General features: G+C 64.6%; 18 protein-coding genes. 8 read left to right on the top strand and 10 right to left on the bottom strand.

The window, feature by feature from the left end:
• Positions 1–617 (top strand): RelA/SpoT AH/RIS domain-containing protein (locus ACLHHB_RS06615; protein WP_410217485.1); only part of this gene is annotated, 617 nt, incomplete at its 5' end.
• A 44-nt stretch (positions 618–661) separates the two neighbouring features.
• Entirely contained in the window at positions 662–1,324 is a 663-nt protein-coding gene (locus ACLHHB_RS06610; RefSeq protein WP_410217484.1) for a DUF2062 domain-containing protein, read from the top strand.
• On the opposite strand, the gene ACLHHB_RS06605 is transcribed toward ACLHHB_RS06610, so the two are convergent.
• The 7 genes from ACLHHB_RS06605 to ACLHHB_RS06575 form a co-directional block, all read right to left on the bottom strand.
• Positions 1,318–2,226: an NAD(P)-dependent oxidoreductase gene (locus ACLHHB_RS06605; protein ID WP_410217483.1), complete on the bottom strand. Its 909-nt coding sequence runs from the start codon at positions 2,224–2,226 to the stop codon at positions 1,318–1,320. The two genes, ACLHHB_RS06610 and ACLHHB_RS06605, sit on opposite strands and share 7 nt — an antisense overlap.
• Before the next feature lie 4 nt (positions 2,227–2,230).
• Complete coding sequence (gene rodA, locus ACLHHB_RS06600; protein WP_410217482.1) at positions 2,231–3,370, bottom strand: rod shape-determining protein RodA; 1,140 nt, start codon at positions 3,368–3,370, stop codon at positions 2,231–2,233.
• Positions 3,371–3,381: 11 nt separating this feature from the next.
• Positions 3,382–5,328, bottom strand: coding sequence for a penicillin-binding protein 2 (gene mrdA / locus ACLHHB_RS06595; RefSeq protein ID WP_410217481.1), 1,947 nt, complete (start codon positions 5,326–5,328; stop codon positions 3,382–3,384).
• 13 nt (positions 5,329–5,341) lie between these two features.
• Complete coding sequence (locus ACLHHB_RS06590; protein ID WP_410217480.1) at positions 5,342–5,860, bottom strand: rod shape-determining protein MreD; 519 nt, start codon at positions 5,858–5,860, stop codon at positions 5,342–5,344.
• Positions 5,857–6,795, bottom strand: a complete 939-nt coding sequence (gene mreC / locus ACLHHB_RS06585; protein ID WP_410217479.1) for a rod shape-determining protein MreC — start codon at positions 6,793–6,795, stop codon at positions 5,857–5,859. Before mreC ends, ACLHHB_RS06590 begins: the two co-directional genes overlap by 4 nt.
• Before the next feature lie 24 nt (positions 6,796–6,819).
• Positions 6,820–7,854: a rod shape-determining protein gene (locus tag ACLHHB_RS06580; protein WP_410217478.1), complete on the bottom strand. Its 1,035-nt coding sequence runs from the start codon at positions 7,852–7,854 to the stop codon at positions 6,820–6,822.
• Between the two features lie 203 nt (positions 7,855–8,057).
• Positions 8,058–9,620, bottom strand: coding sequence for a 2-isopropylmalate synthase (locus tag ACLHHB_RS06575; RefSeq protein ID WP_410217477.1), 1,563 nt, complete (start codon positions 9,618–9,620; stop codon positions 8,058–8,060).
• A gap of 359 nt (positions 9,621–9,979) precedes the next feature.
• On the opposite strand from ACLHHB_RS06575, the gene ACLHHB_RS06570 reads away from it, so the two are divergent.
• From ACLHHB_RS06570 to fucP, 3 genes are all read left to right on the top strand, one after another.
• Positions 9,980–10,414, top strand: coding sequence for a universal stress protein (locus tag ACLHHB_RS06570; RefSeq protein WP_410217476.1), 435 nt, complete (start codon positions 9,980–9,982; stop codon positions 10,412–10,414).
• 31 nt (positions 10,415–10,445) lie between these two features.
• Positions 10,446–11,990 carry an alanine/glycine:cation symporter family protein gene (locus ACLHHB_RS06565; RefSeq protein WP_410217475.1) on the top strand — a complete coding sequence of 515 codons (1,545 nt, stop codon included), beginning with the start codon at positions 10,446–10,448 and terminating at the stop codon, positions 11,988–11,990.
• A gap of 116 nt (positions 11,991–12,106) precedes the next feature.
• Entirely contained in the window at positions 12,107–13,381 is a 1,275-nt protein-coding gene (gene fucP, locus ACLHHB_RS06560; protein ID WP_410217474.1) for an L-fucose:H+ symporter permease, read from the top strand.
• A gap of 16 nt (positions 13,382–13,397) precedes the next feature.
• Here fucP and ACLHHB_RS06555 read toward each other — a convergent pair whose 3' ends face one another.
• Together ACLHHB_RS06555 and ACLHHB_RS06550 are read right to left on the bottom strand one after the other, a co-directional pair.
• Positions 13,398–14,096: a CDP-alcohol phosphatidyltransferase family protein gene (locus ACLHHB_RS06555; RefSeq protein ID WP_410217473.1), complete on the bottom strand. Its 699-nt coding sequence runs from the start codon at positions 14,094–14,096 to the stop codon at positions 13,398–13,400.
• Between the two features lie 49 nt (positions 14,097–14,145).
• Positions 14,146–14,877, bottom strand: coding sequence for an SseB family protein (locus ACLHHB_RS06550; RefSeq protein ID WP_410217472.1), 732 nt, complete (start codon positions 14,875–14,877; stop codon positions 14,146–14,148).
• A gap of 130 nt (positions 14,878–15,007) precedes the next feature.
• On the opposite strand from ACLHHB_RS06550, the gene ACLHHB_RS06545 reads away from it, so the two are divergent.
• Positions 15,008–16,018, top strand: coding sequence for a serine hydrolase domain-containing protein (locus ACLHHB_RS06545; protein ID WP_410217471.1), 1,011 nt, complete (start codon positions 15,008–15,010; stop codon positions 16,016–16,018).
• A 16-nt stretch (positions 16,019–16,034) separates the two neighbouring features.
• Here ACLHHB_RS06545 and ACLHHB_RS06540 read toward each other — a convergent pair whose 3' ends face one another.
• Positions 16,035–16,484: an outer membrane protein assembly factor BamE gene (locus ACLHHB_RS06540; RefSeq protein ID WP_410217470.1), complete on the bottom strand. Its 450-nt coding sequence runs from the start codon at positions 16,482–16,484 to the stop codon at positions 16,035–16,037.
• A gap of 120 nt (positions 16,485–16,604) precedes the next feature.
• Between ACLHHB_RS06540 and ACLHHB_RS06535 the strand changes: the two genes are divergently transcribed.
• Together ACLHHB_RS06535 and rpmF are read left to right on the top strand one after the other, a co-directional pair.
• Entirely contained in the window at positions 16,605–17,141 is a 537-nt protein-coding gene (locus ACLHHB_RS06535; protein WP_410217469.1) for a YceD family protein, read from the top strand.
• Between the two features lie 245 nt (positions 17,142–17,386).
• Positions 17,387–17,593: a 50S ribosomal protein L32 gene (rpmF, locus tag ACLHHB_RS06530; RefSeq protein WP_410217468.1), complete on the top strand. Its 207-nt coding sequence runs from the start codon at positions 17,387–17,389 to the stop codon at positions 17,591–17,593.
• Positions 17,594–17,596 lie beyond the last annotated feature (3 nt).

The raw sequence follows: 17,596 nt of genomic DNA, 5'->3' as shown, positions 1-17,596 counted from the left end.
TGACGGACAAGGCGCTGAGGACGGCGGCCAAGCAGATGGGCCTTCCCTCGGCCGAGGAACTGCTGGCACGGATCGGCAGCGCCGAGAACTCGGCCAAGGAAGTGCTGTCGGTGCTTTATCCCGAACTGGCCAATCATCAGGACGAAATCGACGGTAAGCGACCCTTTGCGGGGCTGGAGGCGGATGCCAACTTCAAGCGCGCCCCGTGCTGCAACCCGTTGCCGGGCGAGCGGATCGTGGGCATCACCTATCGCGGGGCGGGCGTGGTGATCCATGCCATCGATTGTCCCGTGTTGGCCGAGTTCGAGGACAGCCCCGACCGCTGGGTGGATCTGCAATGGCGTGAAGGGCGGCACCCGGCTGCCTATTCCACCGATCTCAGTCTGACCATCCGCCACGACGCGGGCGTGCTGGGACGCATCTGCACCTTGATTGGTGCACAAGGGGCAAATATCTCGAATCTCGAGTTCATTGCACGCAAACCGGATTTTTATCGCATTGAGGTCGCCGTCGAGTTGCGCGATCATGAACACCTGCACAATCTGCTGACCGCATTGGAGGCAGAAAGCGACGTGGCTCAGGTCTTCCGTGTCCGGGACCCTGCGCTGAAACCCTGAGGCCGTCAGGCCCGCCTCGCAGCCCTTCAAAGATCAGGTGATTCTTGTTCAAACGCCGCAAACCCCGCAGCTACGGACAGCTTGCCACCGAGACGATCTATCCTCGCGGCGGCTGGCGGCGGGCCGGAACCTATGTCGTTTACCGCCTGCGCCGTCTGCCCGACCAGCCGCAGCGCATCGGTCGCGGGGTGGCCGCCGGGGTCTTCGTCTCCTTCACCCCCTTGTTCGGCTTCCACTTTGTTTCCGCGGCGGCCGCGGCCTGGATCATCCGCGGAAACATCCTTGCGGCCCTTCTGGCGACATTCGTGGGCAACCCCGTCACCTTCCCCTTCATCGCGCTGATCTCGGTCGGGCTGGGGCGCCAGATCCTGGGTCTGCGCGGCGATCTGTCTCCCAACTTCATCTTTCGCGAATTCACCCAAGCCACCAGCGAGTTGTGGCACAACTTCCGCTCGATCTTCGGGCCGGATGTAGCGCACTGGACCAGTCTCAACGACTTCTTCTTCCAGGTGTTCTGGCCTTATGTCGTGGGCGGCACGATCCTTGGCCTTATCCTGTCGGTGGCCACGCATTACATGACCGTTCCGGTCTTTCGGGCCTATCAGCGGCGGCGTGAAAAGAAGATGGCCGACCGGATCGCGCGCGTGTCCGAACTGTCCGCTGCCCGTCATGCACGCGAGGCTGAAAAGGGCAGAAACTCTCAATAGCCCTTTTCACGGTCCACCGGGTAAAGCGGAGCCTGCCCTGCCATCACGCGCCTCAGATTGGCGGCCACCACCGGGGCTGCGGTCGCGGGGCGGGTATCTGCCGCGATGTGCGGAGTGACGGTCACGCCGCGATGCGCCCAGAACGCATGATCCGGTGGCAGGGGCTCGGTTCGAAAGACATCCAGAACGGCATGGGCTGGCGCGCCACGGTCCAGCCCCGCCAGCAGCGCAGCATCATCGATCAATGTGCCCCGGCCCGGATTGATGATCCATGCCCCCTGTTCCAGCAGTGCCAACCGGCGGGCGTCCAGCAACCCCCGCGTCTCGGGCGTATCAGGCAGCAGACAGACAAGGATCTGCGTTCCCTCCAGAATCTTGTCCAGATCTGCAAGCGGGCGACTGTCAACGCCCGGGACCGGGCGCCCCGAGGCGCTGATGCCGGTGACCGGAAAGCCGATGCCGTTCAACATCGCCGCCGTGGCCCGGCCCAATTCCCCCAGTCCCAAGATTGTTACCGGACGCTCGCATGCCAGTGGCGGAATACGATCCCGCCGCCAGACGCCGTCCTGCGCATAAATGTCCATGCCCAGATGGGCGCGCATCACCCATCCGGTGCAATATTCGGCCATGCCCTGCGCCAGGCCCGGATCGACCATGCGGGCGAGGGGCTGGGTCAGGGTGGTGTTTGTCACGATCCGCTCGACCCCTGCCCAGAGGCTCTGGACAAGGCGGACGTTCCGGTAGGGGGTGAAATCGATGACATCCCCACCCGGTGCATAGATGATCGCCTCGAAATTGGCGGGATCACCGTCCCTTTGCAGCGTCATCTCCGGAATGGCAGCCGTCAGGGCGGGGGCCCATTCGGCCCAGTACGAGGGCGGGGCAGAAAAACGAACCTTCATCAGATCACCTTGGCCTGTGGACATGGGCGGACTGCACCAGGCCGAAACCCAGCATCAGGATCATCAGGGACGTGCCGCCATAGCTGACCAGCGGCAGGGGGGATCCCTTGGCCGGCAGCAGGCCCATCACGGTTGCCATGTTGATGGCAAAGTACAGGAAGAACGTCGCGCTGATACCGATGGTGATCAGGCTGGCAAAGCGGTCCCGGTTCGTCAGCGCCGAATGAAGACAAAAACCCACGATGAGCATGTAGAGCGTCAGCAGGGAAATGGCTCCGACAAAGCCGAATTCTTCCGACAGGACGGTAAAGATGAAGTCGGTATGCTTTTCGGGCAGGAAGTTCAGCCGCGACTGCGTGCCCTGCATGAAGCCGCGTCCAGACCAACCCCCAGAGCCAAGGGCGATCTGGCTCTGGATGATGTTGTAACCCGCTCCCAGCGGGTCGGCGGTCGGGTCCAGAAAGGTATCGATGCGCCGGAACTGATAATCCTTCAAGAGCTGCCAGTCCGTTCCCCGACTTTTCAGCACGGCCGCGACCAGCCCCACGCCCATCGCGATCAGCACGCCAAAGTACCAGAGCGACACCCCTGCCGCGAACATCACGATCCCGCCGCCCGCGATCAACATGATCGAGGTCCCCAGGTCAGGCTGCATCAGCACCAGCCCCGTCGGCGCGACGATCATGATGGCCGGGACCAGCACCCAGAGCGGGCGCGAAACCTTCTTCAGGTCCAGCCAGTCGTAATAGGCCGCCAACAACAGGACCAAGGCGATCTTCATCAGTTCGGACGGTTGCAGGCGGACGGGGCCGAAATCGATCCATCGCTGCGCCCCCATGCCGATGGCGCCGAACAGTTCGACCGCGACCAGCAGCAGAAAACAGACGACGTAAAAGCCGACCGAAATTCCGCGCCAGAACCACATGGGCACGAAGGCAAGGCCCAGCATGATCACCATGCCGAGGGCAAAGCGGATCATCTGCGGCTCGGCCCAGGTGTCCATCCGGCCGCCAGCGACCGAGTAGAGCATCAGGAAGCCAATGCAGCAGACGGCCGCCACCAGCACCACGAGCGGCCAGTTGATATGCAGTATCTTGCGGAAACCTGTGGGAACCTGGGCGACCTGGTAATCCAGATAGGACATGGTCTGCGACCTCAGGCGCGGCTGCGGCCGGGGCGCGGAGCCTCGGGCTTGTAGAGCTGCATGGCTTGGTGGCGGGCCTCCATTGCGGCGCGCTGATCCGAGGGAACAGCATCCAGGGGCGGCACACCCCCGTTCAATGCAAACAGCATGATGTCGCGCGCGATCGGCGCTGCGGCGGTCGATCCGCCGCCACCATGTTCCACCACCAGCGAAACCGCAAAGCGCGGAGTCTCGAAGGGGGCATAGGACACGAACAGCGCGTGGTCGCGCCGGTTCCAGGGCAACTGGTCGTTCGTGATCACGCCCCGCGCCCGTTCCGCAGCCGTGATGTTGCGCACCTGGCTGGTGCCGGTCTTGCCAGCCATGCGCCAGTCCTCTCGCGCGATGCGGGCGGCGCGCGCCGTGCCGCGACCGCTGTTCATCACCGCATCCATGCCCAGCCGCGCCACGCGCAGCGACGCTTCGCTGATGTCGAGAGGCGGGTAATCCGGCACCGGCTGGCGCACCCCGTTGATGGAGCGGATCAGCTGCGGCCGCACCTCGCGCCCCGAGGCAATGCGCGCCGTCATCACGGCCAGTTGCAGCGGCGATGCCAGAACATAGCCCTGCCCGATCGAGGCGTTCAGGCTGTCGCCGATCTGCCAGGCCTGCCCATGGCGGGCCATCTTCCATTCGCGGTCCGGCGCAATGCCCTCGGCCACAGCCGACATCGGCAGGTCGTGACGCGTTCCCAATCCCAACTTGCGCGCCATCACCGCGATCCGGTCGATACCGACACGCTGTGCCAGTTCATAATAATAAACGTCGCAGCTTTCCTCGAGGCTCTTGATCGCATTTACTGTTCCGTGCCCGCCGCGCCGCCAACAATGGAACCGCCGCCCGCCCAGTTCGGTATGACCCGGACAGAAGAACCGCGTATCCGCGTTGATCACCCCCGCCTCCAACCCGGCCATCAGCGTGACCATCTTGAAGGTCGAGCCGGGCGGATAAACCCCTTGCACCGTCTTGTCGGCCAAGGGACGGTGGTCGTGATCCATCAGCGCACGGTATTCGTCGCCCGAAATGCCCCGCACGAACTTGTTCGGATCAAAACTGGGCGAGGAACAGATCGAGATTAGCTCACCGCTCTGGCAGTCCATGACAACGGCAGCCGCGCTTTCCTCGCCCAGGCGCTGGGCGGCATAATTCTGCAGCCCGGCATCCAGCGTCAGCTGCACGCTGGCACCCTGCTCGCCCTCCTGCCGGGACAATTGGCGCATCTCGCGGCCCGTGCTGTTCACCTCGACCCGGCGGGCACCGGCCTTGCCGCGCAGTTGTTCCTCCAGCTTGCCTTCGACGCCGATCTTGCCCAACTGAAAGTCCGGCAGCCGCAGGACCGGGTCAGGGTCCTCGATCCGCGAAAGGTCGTAATCCGAAACGGGACCGACATAACCCATGACATGGGCAAAATCGCCTGCACGCGGATAGGCCCGCGACAGTGCCGATTCCGGGGTCACCCCCGGCAGCGAAGGAGCATTGACGGCGATCGCACTGAACTGTTCCCAGCTGAGGCGATCGGCCAATACGATAGGCGTGATGGCCGACCGCTTGGAAAACTCCTCCATCAGTTCCGAGATGCGGGCCTCGCTCATCGGGATCAGATGCGACAGGCGGCGCAGGACCATTTCGACATCGCCCCCCGCCTCTTCCCGGGTCAAGGTGACGCGATAGTTCTGTTCGTTTCCGGCAATGATGATGCCGTTGCGGTCCAGGATCAGCCCGCGCGACGGCGGCAACAGGCGGATTTTGATCGAGTTGCCGTCGGCCAGCATCCGGTATTCCTCGGCGTGGTCCAGCTGCATCGAGCGCATCTTCAGCGCCAGTGTCGTCACCACACCCAGTTGCAGACCAGCCAGCATGATCACGCGGCGGCTGATCTGGCGGCTGCTGTCCAAGATCTCGCGTTGCGATTTCTTCATCCGCTGTCCTTTCTCAGGTTTCGCTGCGGCCGCTGCGGCGAAGGCCGATCAGCCAGCGCGCCGCGAAGACAACCACAGGATAACAGGCCACCGTCGCCAGATATTGCAGCATCACCTGTCCCAGCGCCGGAACCCGCATCAGGGACAGGACCTGGATGACCCGATAGCCCAGCATCATCAGCCCGATCAGCACGGCAACCCGCAGCCATTCAACCATGAATGGCTGGTCGCGCCAACGGGGTTCACGGCGACGCGCAGCTTCGGTGCCCACAAGCACGACGGCAGTCCACAGCCCCAAAGGCCGCATCAGCAGCACATCCTCGATCAACAGGATCAGGACGATGACGGGCGCTGCCAGCTGATCAGGCCGGCGCAGCATCCAGGCCAGGATCAGCGCCAGCCCCGCATCGGGACCGGGCCAGCCGGTGATGCCGCCCGACAGCGGCAGCAGGCGCAGGAACAGCAGCAGCCAGGCCGACAGCAGGAACAGTGCAGTCCCGACGATGAAGTCGCGGCTCGGCAGCTGAATCATGGCGCGGTGCCGGGGTCCAGCGGATCGGTGGCCGAAGCCGCCTCGACAGGCGAGGCCGGCAGCTGCGGCCCGATCGGTCCCTCGTTGCCACGCCGGATGATGGCGTCGCTGTCCACCACCGCCTCGGCAGGGTGGGATCGCAGGACCCGCAGGAATTCCAGCCGCTCGTAATCGGCGGCCATGCGCACGCGCATCCGTCCGTCCGTCGCCTGCGCGACCTGACCCACCAACAGGCCCGCCGGGAACACACCCCCGTCACCCGAGGTGACCACGCGGTCGCCCGGACGCACATTGTCACCTGCCTCGATGAACTCCAGCAGCGGCAGCGAGGAATTGTCCCCCGTCAGCAGCGCCCGCTCTCCGGTCGGCTGCACGATCACGGGCAACCGGGACGAGGGGTCGGTCATCAGAACGACGCGGCTGGTGCGCTGCCCGACACCCGAGATCCGACCCACCAGCCCCAGACCATCCATGGTGGCCCAGCCTTCGACGATGCCGTCCCGCGCCCCCACATTCAGCAGCACCGACTGGCGAAAGGCCGATCCGCTGTCGACCATCACCACGCCTGTCACACTGGTCAACGCAGGGTCGATACGGACATTGTTCTGAGCCAGCAGCTTCGAGTTTTCCTGCTCCAGCTGGACGGCTGCCTCTTTCCAGGCGGTCATGCGCTGCAGCTCGCGGCGCAATTCCTGGTTCTGCTCGTAGATGCGGGCATAGCTCTGGAAACCCGCCACCATCTGCGTCACCTTGGTCACCGGCACCAGCGCCCATTCGAAACGCGGCACGATCCGGTCGATCAGGGCCGTGCGCATCTGCTCGGCCCGCGGGCTGTCGATGCGCCAGAACAGGAACAGCGCCAGCAGCGCAAGCGTCAGCAGCGCGATCAGAACGCGCCGGATCGGAGTGGCGAAATCGGGGCCCTTGCGCGCCATTCTGGCAGCCCTCCGAAGGCCGGATCAGCTGTCGTAGTCGATGACGTGACGCAGCTGCTTTTCGAATTCCAGCGCCTTGCCTGTGCCCAGCGCCACACAGCTCATCGGCTGGTCGGCCAGGCTGATCGACAGGCCGGTCTGCTCGCGCAGCGCCAGGTCCAGTTCGCCCAGCATGGCACCGCCGCCGGTCAGCATCACGCCACGATCGACAATATCGGCCGCCAAGTCGGGGGGCGTGGCTTCCAGCGCGACCATCACGGCCTCGCAGATGGCCTGGACGGGTTCGGACAGGGCTTCGGCCACCATGGCCTGGCTGATCTCGATCTCCTTCGGGATGCCGTTCAGCAGGTCGCGGCCGCGCACCATCAGGGTGGCGCCGCGCCCGTCATCGGGCATGCGGGCGGTACCGATGCTGGTCTTGATGCGTTCCGCCGTCGATTCGCCGATCAGCATGTTCTGGTTGCGGCGCAGATAGTTGATGATCGCCTCGTCCATCCGGTCGCCCCCGATGCGGACCGACCGGGCATAGACGACGTCGCCCAGCGACAGCACCGCCACCTCGGTCGTGCCGCCGCCGATGTCGACGACCATGCTGCCGGTGGGTTCGGTGATGGGCATGCCCGCCCCGATGGCAGCCGCGATGGGTTCGGCGATCAGGCCCGCCTTGCGCGCGCCGGCGGACAGGACCGACTGGCGGATTGCACGTTTTTCGACAGGCGTGGCGCCATGGGGCACACAAACGATGATCTTGGGCTTGGAGAAGGTCGTGCGCCTGAACACCTTCTTGATGAAGTGCTTGATCATCTGCTCGGCGCTGTCGAAATCGGCAATGACGCCTTCACGCATGGGGCGAATGGCCTCGATGCTGCCGGGCGTGCGGCCCAGCATCAGCTTCGCATCCTCGCCCACCGCCAGAACCTGCCGCTTGCCGTCCTTGACGTGATAAGCGACGACCGAGGGTTCGTTCAGGATGATGCCCTTGCCCTTGACATAGATCAGCGTGTTCGCCGTCCCCAGATCGATTGCGATGTCGGTCGAAAACAAACCGCCGAATGCCATGCCCGTATCCTTTCGCGCCGGTTTCTCCGGCCTTCCCTGTTCTGAGATCCCGCAAGGGCATTCCGCCCTCAATCGCCCTTGCAGGCGTGGCTCCGTATAGAGGCACACGCCCCACGCGAAAAGCCCCGATCCACGCCATTGCGCGCGAAGACGGCCGACCGTGTGAGGCGCGACACAGCCGGGGCGCGGCGCCCCGGCCCGTTTCAGTGCGAGTACATGCTGATCTGCTTGGCGTCGCTGTCGCGCCCTGTCATGGCGCGACGGACGATCAGCCGGTTCAGGGCGCCGACATAGGCCTTGACCGAGGCCAGGATCGTGTCGGTATCAGCCGCCTGACCTGTCACGATACGGCCCTCTTCCTCCATCCGGACGCTGACCGTGGCTTGGGCATCGGTGCCTTCGGTCACGGCATGGACCTGATACAGCTGCAGCCGCGCGTCGTGCGGAAAGATCTGGCGCACAGCGTTGAAGCAGGCGTCGACCGGGCCGTCGCCGGTGGTTTCAGCGCGCTTTTCCTCGCCATCCACAACCATGGTCAGTTCAGCCGACTGTCCGTCACTGCCGCAGATGACGCGCAGATGCTTGACCTGCAGGTGGTCGCTGTCGGTATTGGCGGCGGCGTCCTGGACCAGCGCCACGATGTCGTCGTCATAAACCTCCTTCTTGCGGTCGGCCAGGGCCTTGAAGCGCACGAAGATGTCCTTCAGCTGATTGTCACCCACCTCGTAACCCAGGTCGGCCAGCTTGGCACGCAGCGCGGCGCGGCCCGAATGTTTGCCCATGGCGATGTTGTTTTCGGTCAGGCCGATATCGGCGGGGCGCATGATCTCGAAAGTTTCGACGTTCTTCAGAACGCCGTCCTGATGGATGCCGCTTTCGTGCAGAAAAGCATTCTTGCCCACGATGGCCTTGTTGAACTGCACCGGAAAGCCCGACACGGCCGCGACGCGGCGCGAGATGCCGATGATCTTCGTGGTGTCGATGCCGGTCTGATATGGCATGATGTCGTTGCGGACGCGCATCGCCATCACCACCTCTTCCAGCGCGGTGTTGCCGGCACGTTCGCCCAGCCCGTTGATGGTGCATTCGATCTGGCGGGCTCCCGCCTCGACCGCGGCCAGGGCATTGGCTGTCGCCATGCCCAGGTCGTTGTGGCAATGCGTGGCAAAGACGATCTGGTCCGCGCCGGGAACGCGTTCCAGCAGCATCGCGATCAGGGCGGCGGATTCGCGAGGCGCGGTATAGCCCACGGTATCGGGAATGTTGATCGTGGTCGCGCCGGCCTTGATGGCGATCTCCACCACCCGGCACAGATAGTCATGTTCCGTGCGGGTGGCGTCCATGGGCGACCATTGCACGTTGTCGCACAGGTTGCGGGCATGGGTCACGGTCTGGTGGATACGATCCGCCATCTGGTCCATGTCCAGGTTCGGGATGGCCCGGTGCAGCGGCGAGGTGCCGATGAAGGTGTGGATGCGCGGCTGGCGGGCATGCTTCACGGCCTCCCAGCAACGGTCGATGTCGGGGATCTGGGCGCGGGCCAGCCCGCAGATCACGCTGTTCCTGGACTGGCGCGCAATTTCGGACACCGCGGCGAAGTCACCTTCCGAAGCGATGGGAAAACCGGCCTCGATGATGTCGACGCCCATCTCGTCCAGCATCCCGGCAATTTCCAGCTTTTCGGCATGGGACATGGTGGCGCCGGGCGATTGCTCGCCATCGCGCAGGGTGGTGTCAAAGATCACGACTCGGTTCTGATCGGTCATCTGTCTGTCTTTCTTACGGAGGTCCTGAAGGGGTTCCGGGCGCTGACCTGGCTGAGCGGCGGCCCGGAAGACCCGCTCAGCGCAGCGTAAGAAGCAGCAGACCGCGAAGGTTCACGGCCAGACGCGCGCCTTGCGGCGCAGTCGGGGCTGTGGCGATGTGGCGCATCCGGGTCATGGGGGGAATATGCCGCCTCGGCCGCGGCTTGAAAACCCCTAAGTGACATCCGGCACCGCCCGCACCCGTGCCGGCGCCGCCGTGCGCGATTGTAGCGACACATTTCCGCTGGCCGCTTACCGCAACCCTGCCTATCCTTTCGGGATGAAAGTCAAAGAATGAAAATCAAGAATGGGAGGGCACAATGTCTCGCAAGATCGTCGTCGGGTTTGACGGCAGCGAAGCATCAAGGCGCGCGCTCGATTTCGCCATCACCCGTGCACAGGCGCAGGGCGACAGCATCCTGATCGCCCATGTGCTGGAATGGTCGCCCTACAGCTTCCTGACGCCCAGCGAGGTCGAGGAACGCCACCGCCGGCGCACCGAGGAATTGCAGCGGGCTGAAACGGCCATCCTGACCCCCGTCGTGGCGCGGGTCGAACAGGCAGGCATTCCGGTCACCACCGTTCTTCGCTATGGGCACATTGCCGAAACGCTCTGCCGCATCGCCAAGGAAGAAGGCGCGGCCATGATCTTCATCGGCCGCATGGGCGCTTCGGGATTCGCGTCGCGCATCTTCGGCTCGGTCGCTGCGACGCTGGCGCAGGTGTCGCCCGTTCCCGTGACGATCGTGCCATGAGCGGCGGTCAGGAACATCAGGGACAGGAACAATGACAAGAACAACGAAAATGCTGACCCTTGCGGCCCTGCCGGCGGCCTTGGGCGCCGCTCCGGTCGCGGCACAGGGGATCGACGAAACGGTCAACCAGATCTTTGCCAATTCGACCGGATGGTTCGTCAGCCTGATCTTTTCCAACTTTCCGGGAACGACCTTTCCCTGGATCGTCGGCTGGCTGGTCGTCGCGGCAACAGTCTTCACCCTTTACTTCGGCTTTATCCAGTTCCGCGCCTTCGGCCATGCGATCGCGCTGGTGCGGGGGGATTATTCGGACCCCAATGACGCCGGGGAGGTCAGTCATTTCCAAGCCCTGACCACGGCATTGTCGGGCACGGTGGGCTTGGGCAACATCGCGGGCGTGGCAGTGGCCATCGGCATCGGCGGTCCGGGCGCGACCTTCTGGATGATCCTGGCAGGCCTTCTGGGCATGGCATCCAAGTTCACCGAATGCACCCTGGGCGTCAAATACCGCAACGAATACGCGGACGGCACCGTCTCGGGCGGGCCGATGTACTACATGACCAAGGGCTTCGCCGAACGCGGCCTGCCGGGCGGCAGGATCCTGGCAGTGATGTTCGCGATCTTCTGCATCCTGGGCAGCTTTGGCGGCGGCAACATGTTCCAGGCCAACCAGGCCCATGCCCAGATCATCAATGTCGTGGGCGACTATCCTGGCTGGATCACCGGCGTGGTCATGGCGGTCATCGTGTTCCTGGTGATTGTCGGCGGATTGAAGTCGATCGCGAGCGTGACCGAGAAGGTCGTTCCCTTCATGGCGGCGCTGTATGTCGGAACGGCCCTGATCATCATCGGCATGAACTACGACATGATCGGGACCGCCTTTGGCCAGATCTTCGCAGGCGCCTTCACCGACGACGGCGTGGTCGGCGGCGCCATCGGCGCGCTGATCCAGGGCTTTCGCCGCGCGGCCTTCTCGAACGAGGCGGGCGTCGGGTCGTCCGCCATCGCCCACAGCGCCGTGCGCACCAAGGAGCCGGTGACCGAAGGCTTTGTGTCATTGCTGGAGCCATTCATCGACACGGTCGTCATCTGCACCATGACGGCGCTGGTGATCATCATCACCGGACAACTGGTCATCGACCCCGCTACGGGCCTGTTCGTGCTGAACGAAGCGGGCGACGGGATCCAGACGCTGTCGGGCAACAGCGGCGTGGCGCTGACCTCGGCCGCGTTCAGCAGTGCCTTTGGCTGGTTCCGCTATGTCCTGGTGCTGGCGGTGGTGCTGTTCGCCTTCTCGACCATGATCTCGTGGAGCTATTACGGCCTGAAGGCCTGGACCTTTCTGTTCGGCGAAGGCCGCACCAAGGAACTGGTCTTCAAGACCATCTTCTGCCTGTTCGTGGTCATCGGGGCTTCGGCCGGTTTGGGGCCTGTCATCGACTTCTCGGACGCGGCGATCTTTGCGATGGCAGTGGTGAACATCATCGGACTGTATCTGCTGATGCCGATCGTCAAGGCCGAGATGAACCGCTATCTGACGCGCCTGAAGACGGGCGAGATCCGCAAGTACGACTGATCGCGCTGCAGGGGCCGGAGCCAGAGGCGCCGGCCCTCTTCCTGCCTTTCGTGGTGGTCGTCCGCAGGAAACTGTGCCAAGGACGCGACCGCTCAGGGATTGTGCAGGGACCACCGATGACGACCACGCCTTTTGTCCACCCCGGGATGCGCCTGCCGTTCATCCTGCTGGTTGTCTGCTTTGCAGCCTGGGGGGTCGCGGCGAACATGACCGACCCGCTGGTGCAGGTCTTTTCGCGCATCTTCTCGATGACGACGCTGCAGGCGTCCTTTGTGCAGTTCGCCTATTACGGAGCATATTTCCTGCTGGCCCTGCCGGCTGCCTTCATCAACCGCCGCTTTTCCTACAAGACCGGGATCCTGACCGGCCTCGGCTGCGCGATCATGGGGGCGTTCCTGTTCTATCCGGCCGCGCAGGCGATGACGTTCGGGTTCTTCCTGATGGCCCTTTTCCTGTTGGCGGGCGGGCTCTCGATCCTTGAAACGTCAGCCAATCCCTTCGTGATGGCGATGGGCCCCGAGGCAAACGGCACGCGGCGCCTGAACCTGGCGCAGGCCTTCAACCCGGTCGGGACGAACATCGGCGTCTTTCTGGCCGCCACCCTGATCCTGCCGCAGTTGAACACCGCCAGCGCACAGGATCGCGCCGCAATGACGCCCGGCGCCCTGCGCACCGTCCAGCAGGCCGAACTGCAGGCGGTCATGACCCCCTATGTCGGGTTCGCCTTCGTGCTTCTGGTCCTCTGGGTCGTCATTGCGCTGATCCGGATGCCCACCCGGCGGGAACAGCACGAGGAAACCGCACCCCTTCAGTTCAAGGCAACGATCGTGCGTTTGCTGAGGAACCGCCATTATGCCTTTGGCGTCACCGCCCAGTTCTTCAATGTCGCGGCCCAAACCTGCGCCTGGACCTTTACAATTCAATATGTCCTTGGGACCATCGGCGGGACCGAGGCACAGGCGGGCTGGTATCTTCAGGCCAGCCTGATCGTCTTTCTCGTCGCCCGTTTTGTCATGGTCTGGCTGATGGGCGTCTTCCGGCCTGCCATGCTGCTGGCCGTCATGGCGCTGCTGGGAACGGGACTGTGCTTCCTTGCGGCCGCAGGACCGGGCATGGCCGGTGTTTGGGCGGTCGTGGCCCTGTCGGCCTGCCTGTCGCTGATGTTCCCTACCATCTACGGCATCGCGCTGCACGGGCTGGGAGAAGACACCAAGTTCGGCGCCGCGGGACTGGTCATGGCCATCCTGGGCGGCGCCGTCATGCCGCTGGTTCATGGCGCAGTGCTGGACGCCCAGGGGGCGGCCGTCGCCTACATCGTTCCGGGGCTGTGCTTTCTGGTGGTGGCGGCCTACGGGATCTTTGACCTGAATACGTCCCGGCGGTCCGCCTGAGCGAAGCCGCCTTGGGTCAGGCCCGGCGGCGGACGGGCAGCAACTGCTGCGCCGCCCCCGCCAGAAGCAGCCAGACCGATGTCAGGACCAGACCCCAGGTGGCCCAGCTGGAAGGATGGAAATCCACCCAGGCCGCGCGTGCCGCGAAGGCCACCCACAACACCGATACTGGCAACGAGATCGCGCGCCAGCGTTCGGTCCGGACCGGATGGATGAACTTGATGTTGGTGAACATGGTCGCGCTGAGCGCTGTGATGATGGTCAGGATGACCGTCCAGTGCGGTTCGACCGCGAACAGGACAAGAATCACCATGTTCCAGCAGCCGGGAAAACCGGCAAAGGAATTGTCCCTCGTCTTCATGCGCGTGTCCGCGAAATAGACGACGCTGGTGAAGACGATCACGATGATGGCGAACCACCCGGTCCATCCCGACAACAGCCCCGACTGGAACAATGCAAAGGCCGGAATGAACACATAGGTGAGATAGTCGATGATCAGGTCCATCAGCACGCCGTCATAGGCGGGCCAGTTCTTCTTGACCTCGTAGCGGCGCGCCAGGGGACCGTCGATTCCGTCAACGACGAAGGCCACGACCAGCCACAGGAACATCAGCGCCCATTCCCCTTTGGCGGCGGCCAGCATCGCCAGCATGGAAAGGACTGCGCCAGTGGCGGTCAGAAGATGGACGGCAAGAGCTTTGTAACGAATTTGCATCCAAGGTTTGTTGCAGGTTGGGCGGCGCTGCGCAACTCTCCGTGAACACTCAACGCAGGATTGGAGGGCCCTTGGGCTTGGGTGCCGGAATTTCCGGCTGGGGCGGGGTCAGGTCGAACAACAGTGCCCCCGCAGGCGGAGCGGTCTCGGCAAAGCTGATGTCGACGCCGCCCGGCTGTGGCGGCAGAAAGGCCAGTGCCTCGGCCAGGGCCTTGGCGATGGCGGGTTGCCGATCGGCAGGCGCACCGGCGATCAGGAGCAGATGGCCCCCGGTCCCGGCCAAACCCACGAGCGCGGCCCCCGCGATCAACCCGCGCATGTCCGCCAGGCGCTGCGCCAGCGGACCCGAAAGGGCCGCGGCGACATCCGCATCGGGGGCGGCCAGGCGCAGGCGGGCCTCTGCCTCCTGCGGTGCCGCCTCCAGGGCGCCGGTCAGCCAATCCAGCATGTCAGCATCCAGCAGCATTTCCGAGGGATGGCCCGGATTGACCAGCAGTCCCGCCCTTTCGGTCTTCAGGATGCCCGCCACCACCCGTCCCGGCATGGCCGCATAAGCGACCGAAGTGCCAAAGAAGCTGGCCAACCGGTCCTCGGTGTCGCAGGCCAGCGCCACCCGTGCACCCTCCAGAGGAAAGATCTGCAGCTCGACCTCGTCGCCCGCAGGTTCGCCCGTCAGCGCGACCGACAGTTCGGTATCGGCCAGCCGCGACAGCATCCGCGCGCGCTGCGGCGCGTCGGCATCGTGAAAGGAAACAAGGGCAAGATCATCAAGGGCGGTCATGGCGCGGCCTTTTCCGAGGGTGCCTCCCTGCCCTAGTCGCCCCGTGCGCGCCCGACAACCCCTTCGCGCAAGACCTCATGTGCACGCAAGAGTGATGGGAAACCCTGCACCGGCACCCCATATTGATGCCATGAACCGTCGCACCCTTATCCTGACCGCTGCCGTTGCCCCGCTTGTGGCCATGCCTCGTCTGGCACGCGCCAGCCTTGCACCCATCCTGTCTCAGGCCGATGCCCTCGGCCCCTTGCGCGCCGTCGCCTTGTGGCGAGGCGACGGGAACGATGGCTTCGAGATCGCGTCGCAAGGCTATCACGGCTTTACGCCCGACAGTTCCACGAACATCAAGTCGGCCTCCAAATCGGTCATTTCGGCCCTGACTGGCATCGCCATCGGCAAAGGGCTGCTGGAAGGGGCAGACCAGCCGATCGCCCCCTTGCTGCGTCAGGACCTGCCTTCCGATCCCGATCCCCGGTTGCGCCAGATCACCTTGGGCAATCTTTTGTCGATGCAGGCGGGGCTGGAGCGGCAATCGGGTGCGAATTATGGCCGTTGGGTCAGCAGCCGCAACTGGGTGCGCAGCGCCTTGGCGGCACCCTTCACCCAAGACCCCGGCGGGCGGATGCAGTATTCGACCGCTTCGACCCATCTGATCGCGGCCATCCTGACCCGTGTCACCGGCCGCCCCCTGCTGGACGTGGCGCGCGACTGGCTGGGCCCGGTGCCGGGGTTCCGCATCACCGGCTGGGATCGTGATCCGCAGGGCGTTTATCTGGGCGGCAACCAGATGGCGATGAGCACGCGGTCACTGCTGGCCTTTGGCGCGATGTATGCCCGGAATGGCCAGGCTGCAGGGCAGCAGATCGTTCCGCAGACCTGGATCGCCGAAAGCTGGCAGCCCCGCACGGCCAGCATCTTCAGCGGACAAGGCTATGGCTATGGCTGGTTCCTGGGCCGGATGGCCGGACGGGAGGTGCGTTACGGCTGGGGCTATGGCGGGCAGATGATCTACGTCTTTCCGGCCCTGCGCGGCCGTCCGGCACTGGCGATCGCCACGACCTCGGACCCGGACCAGCCGTCGGCCCGCACGGGGTATCGCGACGATCTGCACCAGCTGGCCGAGGCCTTGGCCCGCGCCGCCTGACGGCGCGGCCAAGACATCATTCGATCAGGTCGCCCGCCTGGAAGTTGCCCAGGTTGCCCAGCAACTGTCCAACCAGCGAGATCTCGGTCACACTGCCCTCGGTCACGCGGCGCGACAGCGTGACGACCCGGCCCCGCTCGAGGCCGAAGGTCTCGACATTGCTGACGACCCCGCCCGGCGCAAAGGAAATCGCCACGACCTGACGGTCGATCTCTTGCGCGGCGGCGGCACCGACCCGGCGCCAGCGCGAGCCGACGTAATACCAGCCGGACCCGGTCAGGAGGCCTTGTGCCGACGGTCGTCCGATCAGCCCGGGCAGGTCGTCCACGGTTGTCTGGCCGACCACCACCTGCGCCAGTTCGTTTGCCGGCGGGACATATCCATGATTGCGGTAGATGGGCGTGCAGGCGGCAAGCCCGAGGACGGCCAGAAATGCCAGAGTCATCAGTTGTCTGATGGCGGTCATGGGCTGGTCCCTCCTTGGGGCGGTTGACGCGGCCCGCCCTGCCTAGCAAACTCGAACACCCTGCTCAAGAATATCCCTTAGGCCCAATGCGTGCCGCCCCTTTGATCGCCCGAGGCCCCCATGACCACGCCCGAATCGCACCCCCAACGCCTGCGCGTCGCCCATCTCAATCCCAATACGCCCACGTCCTTTCACCTGCGCCCGAACGAAGAGGTCCGCGCCGCCATCGCACAGGAACTGGGCCTTGATGCGCTGTCCCGCCTGGATTTCCAGGGCAGCCTCCGCGCCGAAAGCCAGGATGGCTGGCTGCTGAGCGGAACGCTGCGGGCGAGGGTCACCCAACCCTGCGTCGTCACGCTGAAGCCCGTGCGCAGTGACATCGAAGACCCGGTGCGCATCCGCTTTTCGCCCCATGTCAGGGAACCGGAGGGGGACGAGGTCGAGATGCCCGACGAAACGCTGGAGCCCTTGGGCAACTTCATCGACCTGACCGCCATCATGGTCGAAGCGCTTTCGCTGTCCCTGCCGGAATACCCGCGGGCCGAGGGTGCAGGCCTGCCGGCGGCGGCCGCCCCGGCGGATGAGCCGTCGGGCGACACGCGGCGCCCCTTTGCAGGCCTCGACAAGCTGCTGGGCGACAAGGGCCGCGAATCCTGATCGCTGCCCTCGTGGCCCCTGCGCCACAGGTCGGCCACGAAAGGGCCCGGCTTGTGCGCAAGGGGGTGCGCGATTGCGCATGACGTGAAATGGATCACGCGGGGATGATCCAAATCGTCCCCGCCCGCCTCCGCAAGGGCTTGCGGGCAGGGCCATCATCGCGTATCTGCGCGGTTCATTTACGAATTCAAATCTCCGGTGCCAAGGCGTCACAACGCTGCACCCTGACAAACCGAGGTGGTGACATGGCTGTCCCTCAGAATCGCGTAACCCGATCCAAGCGCAACATGCGTCGTGCGCATGATGCTCTGGTTGCGGGCAATCCCAACGAATGCTCGAACTGCGGCGAGCTGAAGCGTCCGCACCACGTCTGCCCGTCCTGCGGCCATTATGCGAACCGTGAAGTGGTTGCTCAGGCGAACGAGATCGACCTGGACGACGACGCGGCCTGATTC

Source organism: Paracoccus sp. (in: a-proteobacteria), assembly GCF_046462195.1.
GTDB lineage: Bacteria > Pseudomonadota > Alphaproteobacteria > Rhodobacterales > Rhodobacteraceae > Paracoccus.
This window is presented reverse-complemented; position numbering and strand designations above follow the sequence as displayed.

Excerpts from the sequence above, each read along its gene's own strand:
- mrdA (WP_410217481.1), bottom strand. The coding sequence starts at position 5,328 with ATGAAGAAATCGCAACGCGAGATCTTGGACAGCAGCCGCCAGATCAGC.
- ACLHHB_RS06545 (WP_410217471.1), top strand. The coding sequence starts at position 15,008 with ATGAACCGTCGCACCCTTATCCTGACCGCTGCCGTTGCCCCGCTTGTG.
- ACLHHB_RS06555 (WP_410217473.1), bottom strand. The coding sequence starts at position 14,096 with ATGCAAATTCGTTACAAAGCTCTTGCCGTCCATCTTCTGACCGCCACT.
- ACLHHB_RS06570 (WP_410217476.1), top strand. The coding sequence starts at position 9,980 with ATGTCTCGCAAGATCGTCGTCGGGTTTGACGGCAGCGAAGCATCAAGG.
- mreC (WP_410217479.1), bottom strand. The coding sequence starts at position 6,795 with ATGGCGCGCAAGGGCCCCGATTTCGCCACTCCGATCCGGCGCGTTCTG.
- fucP (WP_410217474.1), top strand. The coding sequence starts at position 12,107 with ATGACGACCACGCCTTTTGTCCACCCCGGGATGCGCCTGCCGTTCATC.
- ACLHHB_RS06535 (WP_410217469.1), top strand. The coding sequence starts at position 16,605 with ATGACCACGCCCGAATCGCACCCCCAACGCCTGCGCGTCGCCCATCTC.
- rpmF (WP_410217468.1), top strand. The coding sequence starts at position 17,387 with ATGGCTGTCCCTCAGAATCGCGTAACCCGATCCAAGCGCAACATGCGT.
- ACLHHB_RS06550 (WP_410217472.1), bottom strand. The coding sequence starts at position 14,877 with ATGACCGCCCTTGATGATCTTGCCCTTGTTTCCTTTCACGATGCCGAC.
- ACLHHB_RS06580 (WP_410217478.1), bottom strand. The coding sequence starts at position 7,854 with ATGGCATTCGGCGGTTTGTTTTCGACCGACATCGCAATCGATCTGGGG.
- rodA (WP_410217482.1), bottom strand. The coding sequence starts at position 3,370 with ATGTCCTATCTGGATTACCAGGTCGCCCAGGTTCCCACAGGTTTCCGC.
- ACLHHB_RS06605 (WP_410217483.1), bottom strand. The coding sequence starts at position 2,226 with ATGAAGGTTCGTTTTTCTGCCCCGCCCTCGTACTGGGCCGAATGGGCC.
- ACLHHB_RS06565 (WP_410217475.1), top strand. The coding sequence starts at position 10,446 with ATGACAAGAACAACGAAAATGCTGACCCTTGCGGCCCTGCCGGCGGCC.
- ACLHHB_RS06540 (WP_410217470.1), bottom strand. The coding sequence starts at position 16,484 with ATGACCGCCATCAGACAACTGATGACTCTGGCATTTCTGGCCGTCCTC.
- ACLHHB_RS06590 (WP_410217480.1), bottom strand. The coding sequence starts at position 5,860 with ATGATTCAGCTGCCGAGCCGCGACTTCATCGTCGGGACTGCACTGTTC.
- ACLHHB_RS06575 (WP_410217477.1), bottom strand. The coding sequence starts at position 9,620 with ATGACCGATCAGAACCGAGTCGTGATCTTTGACACCACCCTGCGCGAT.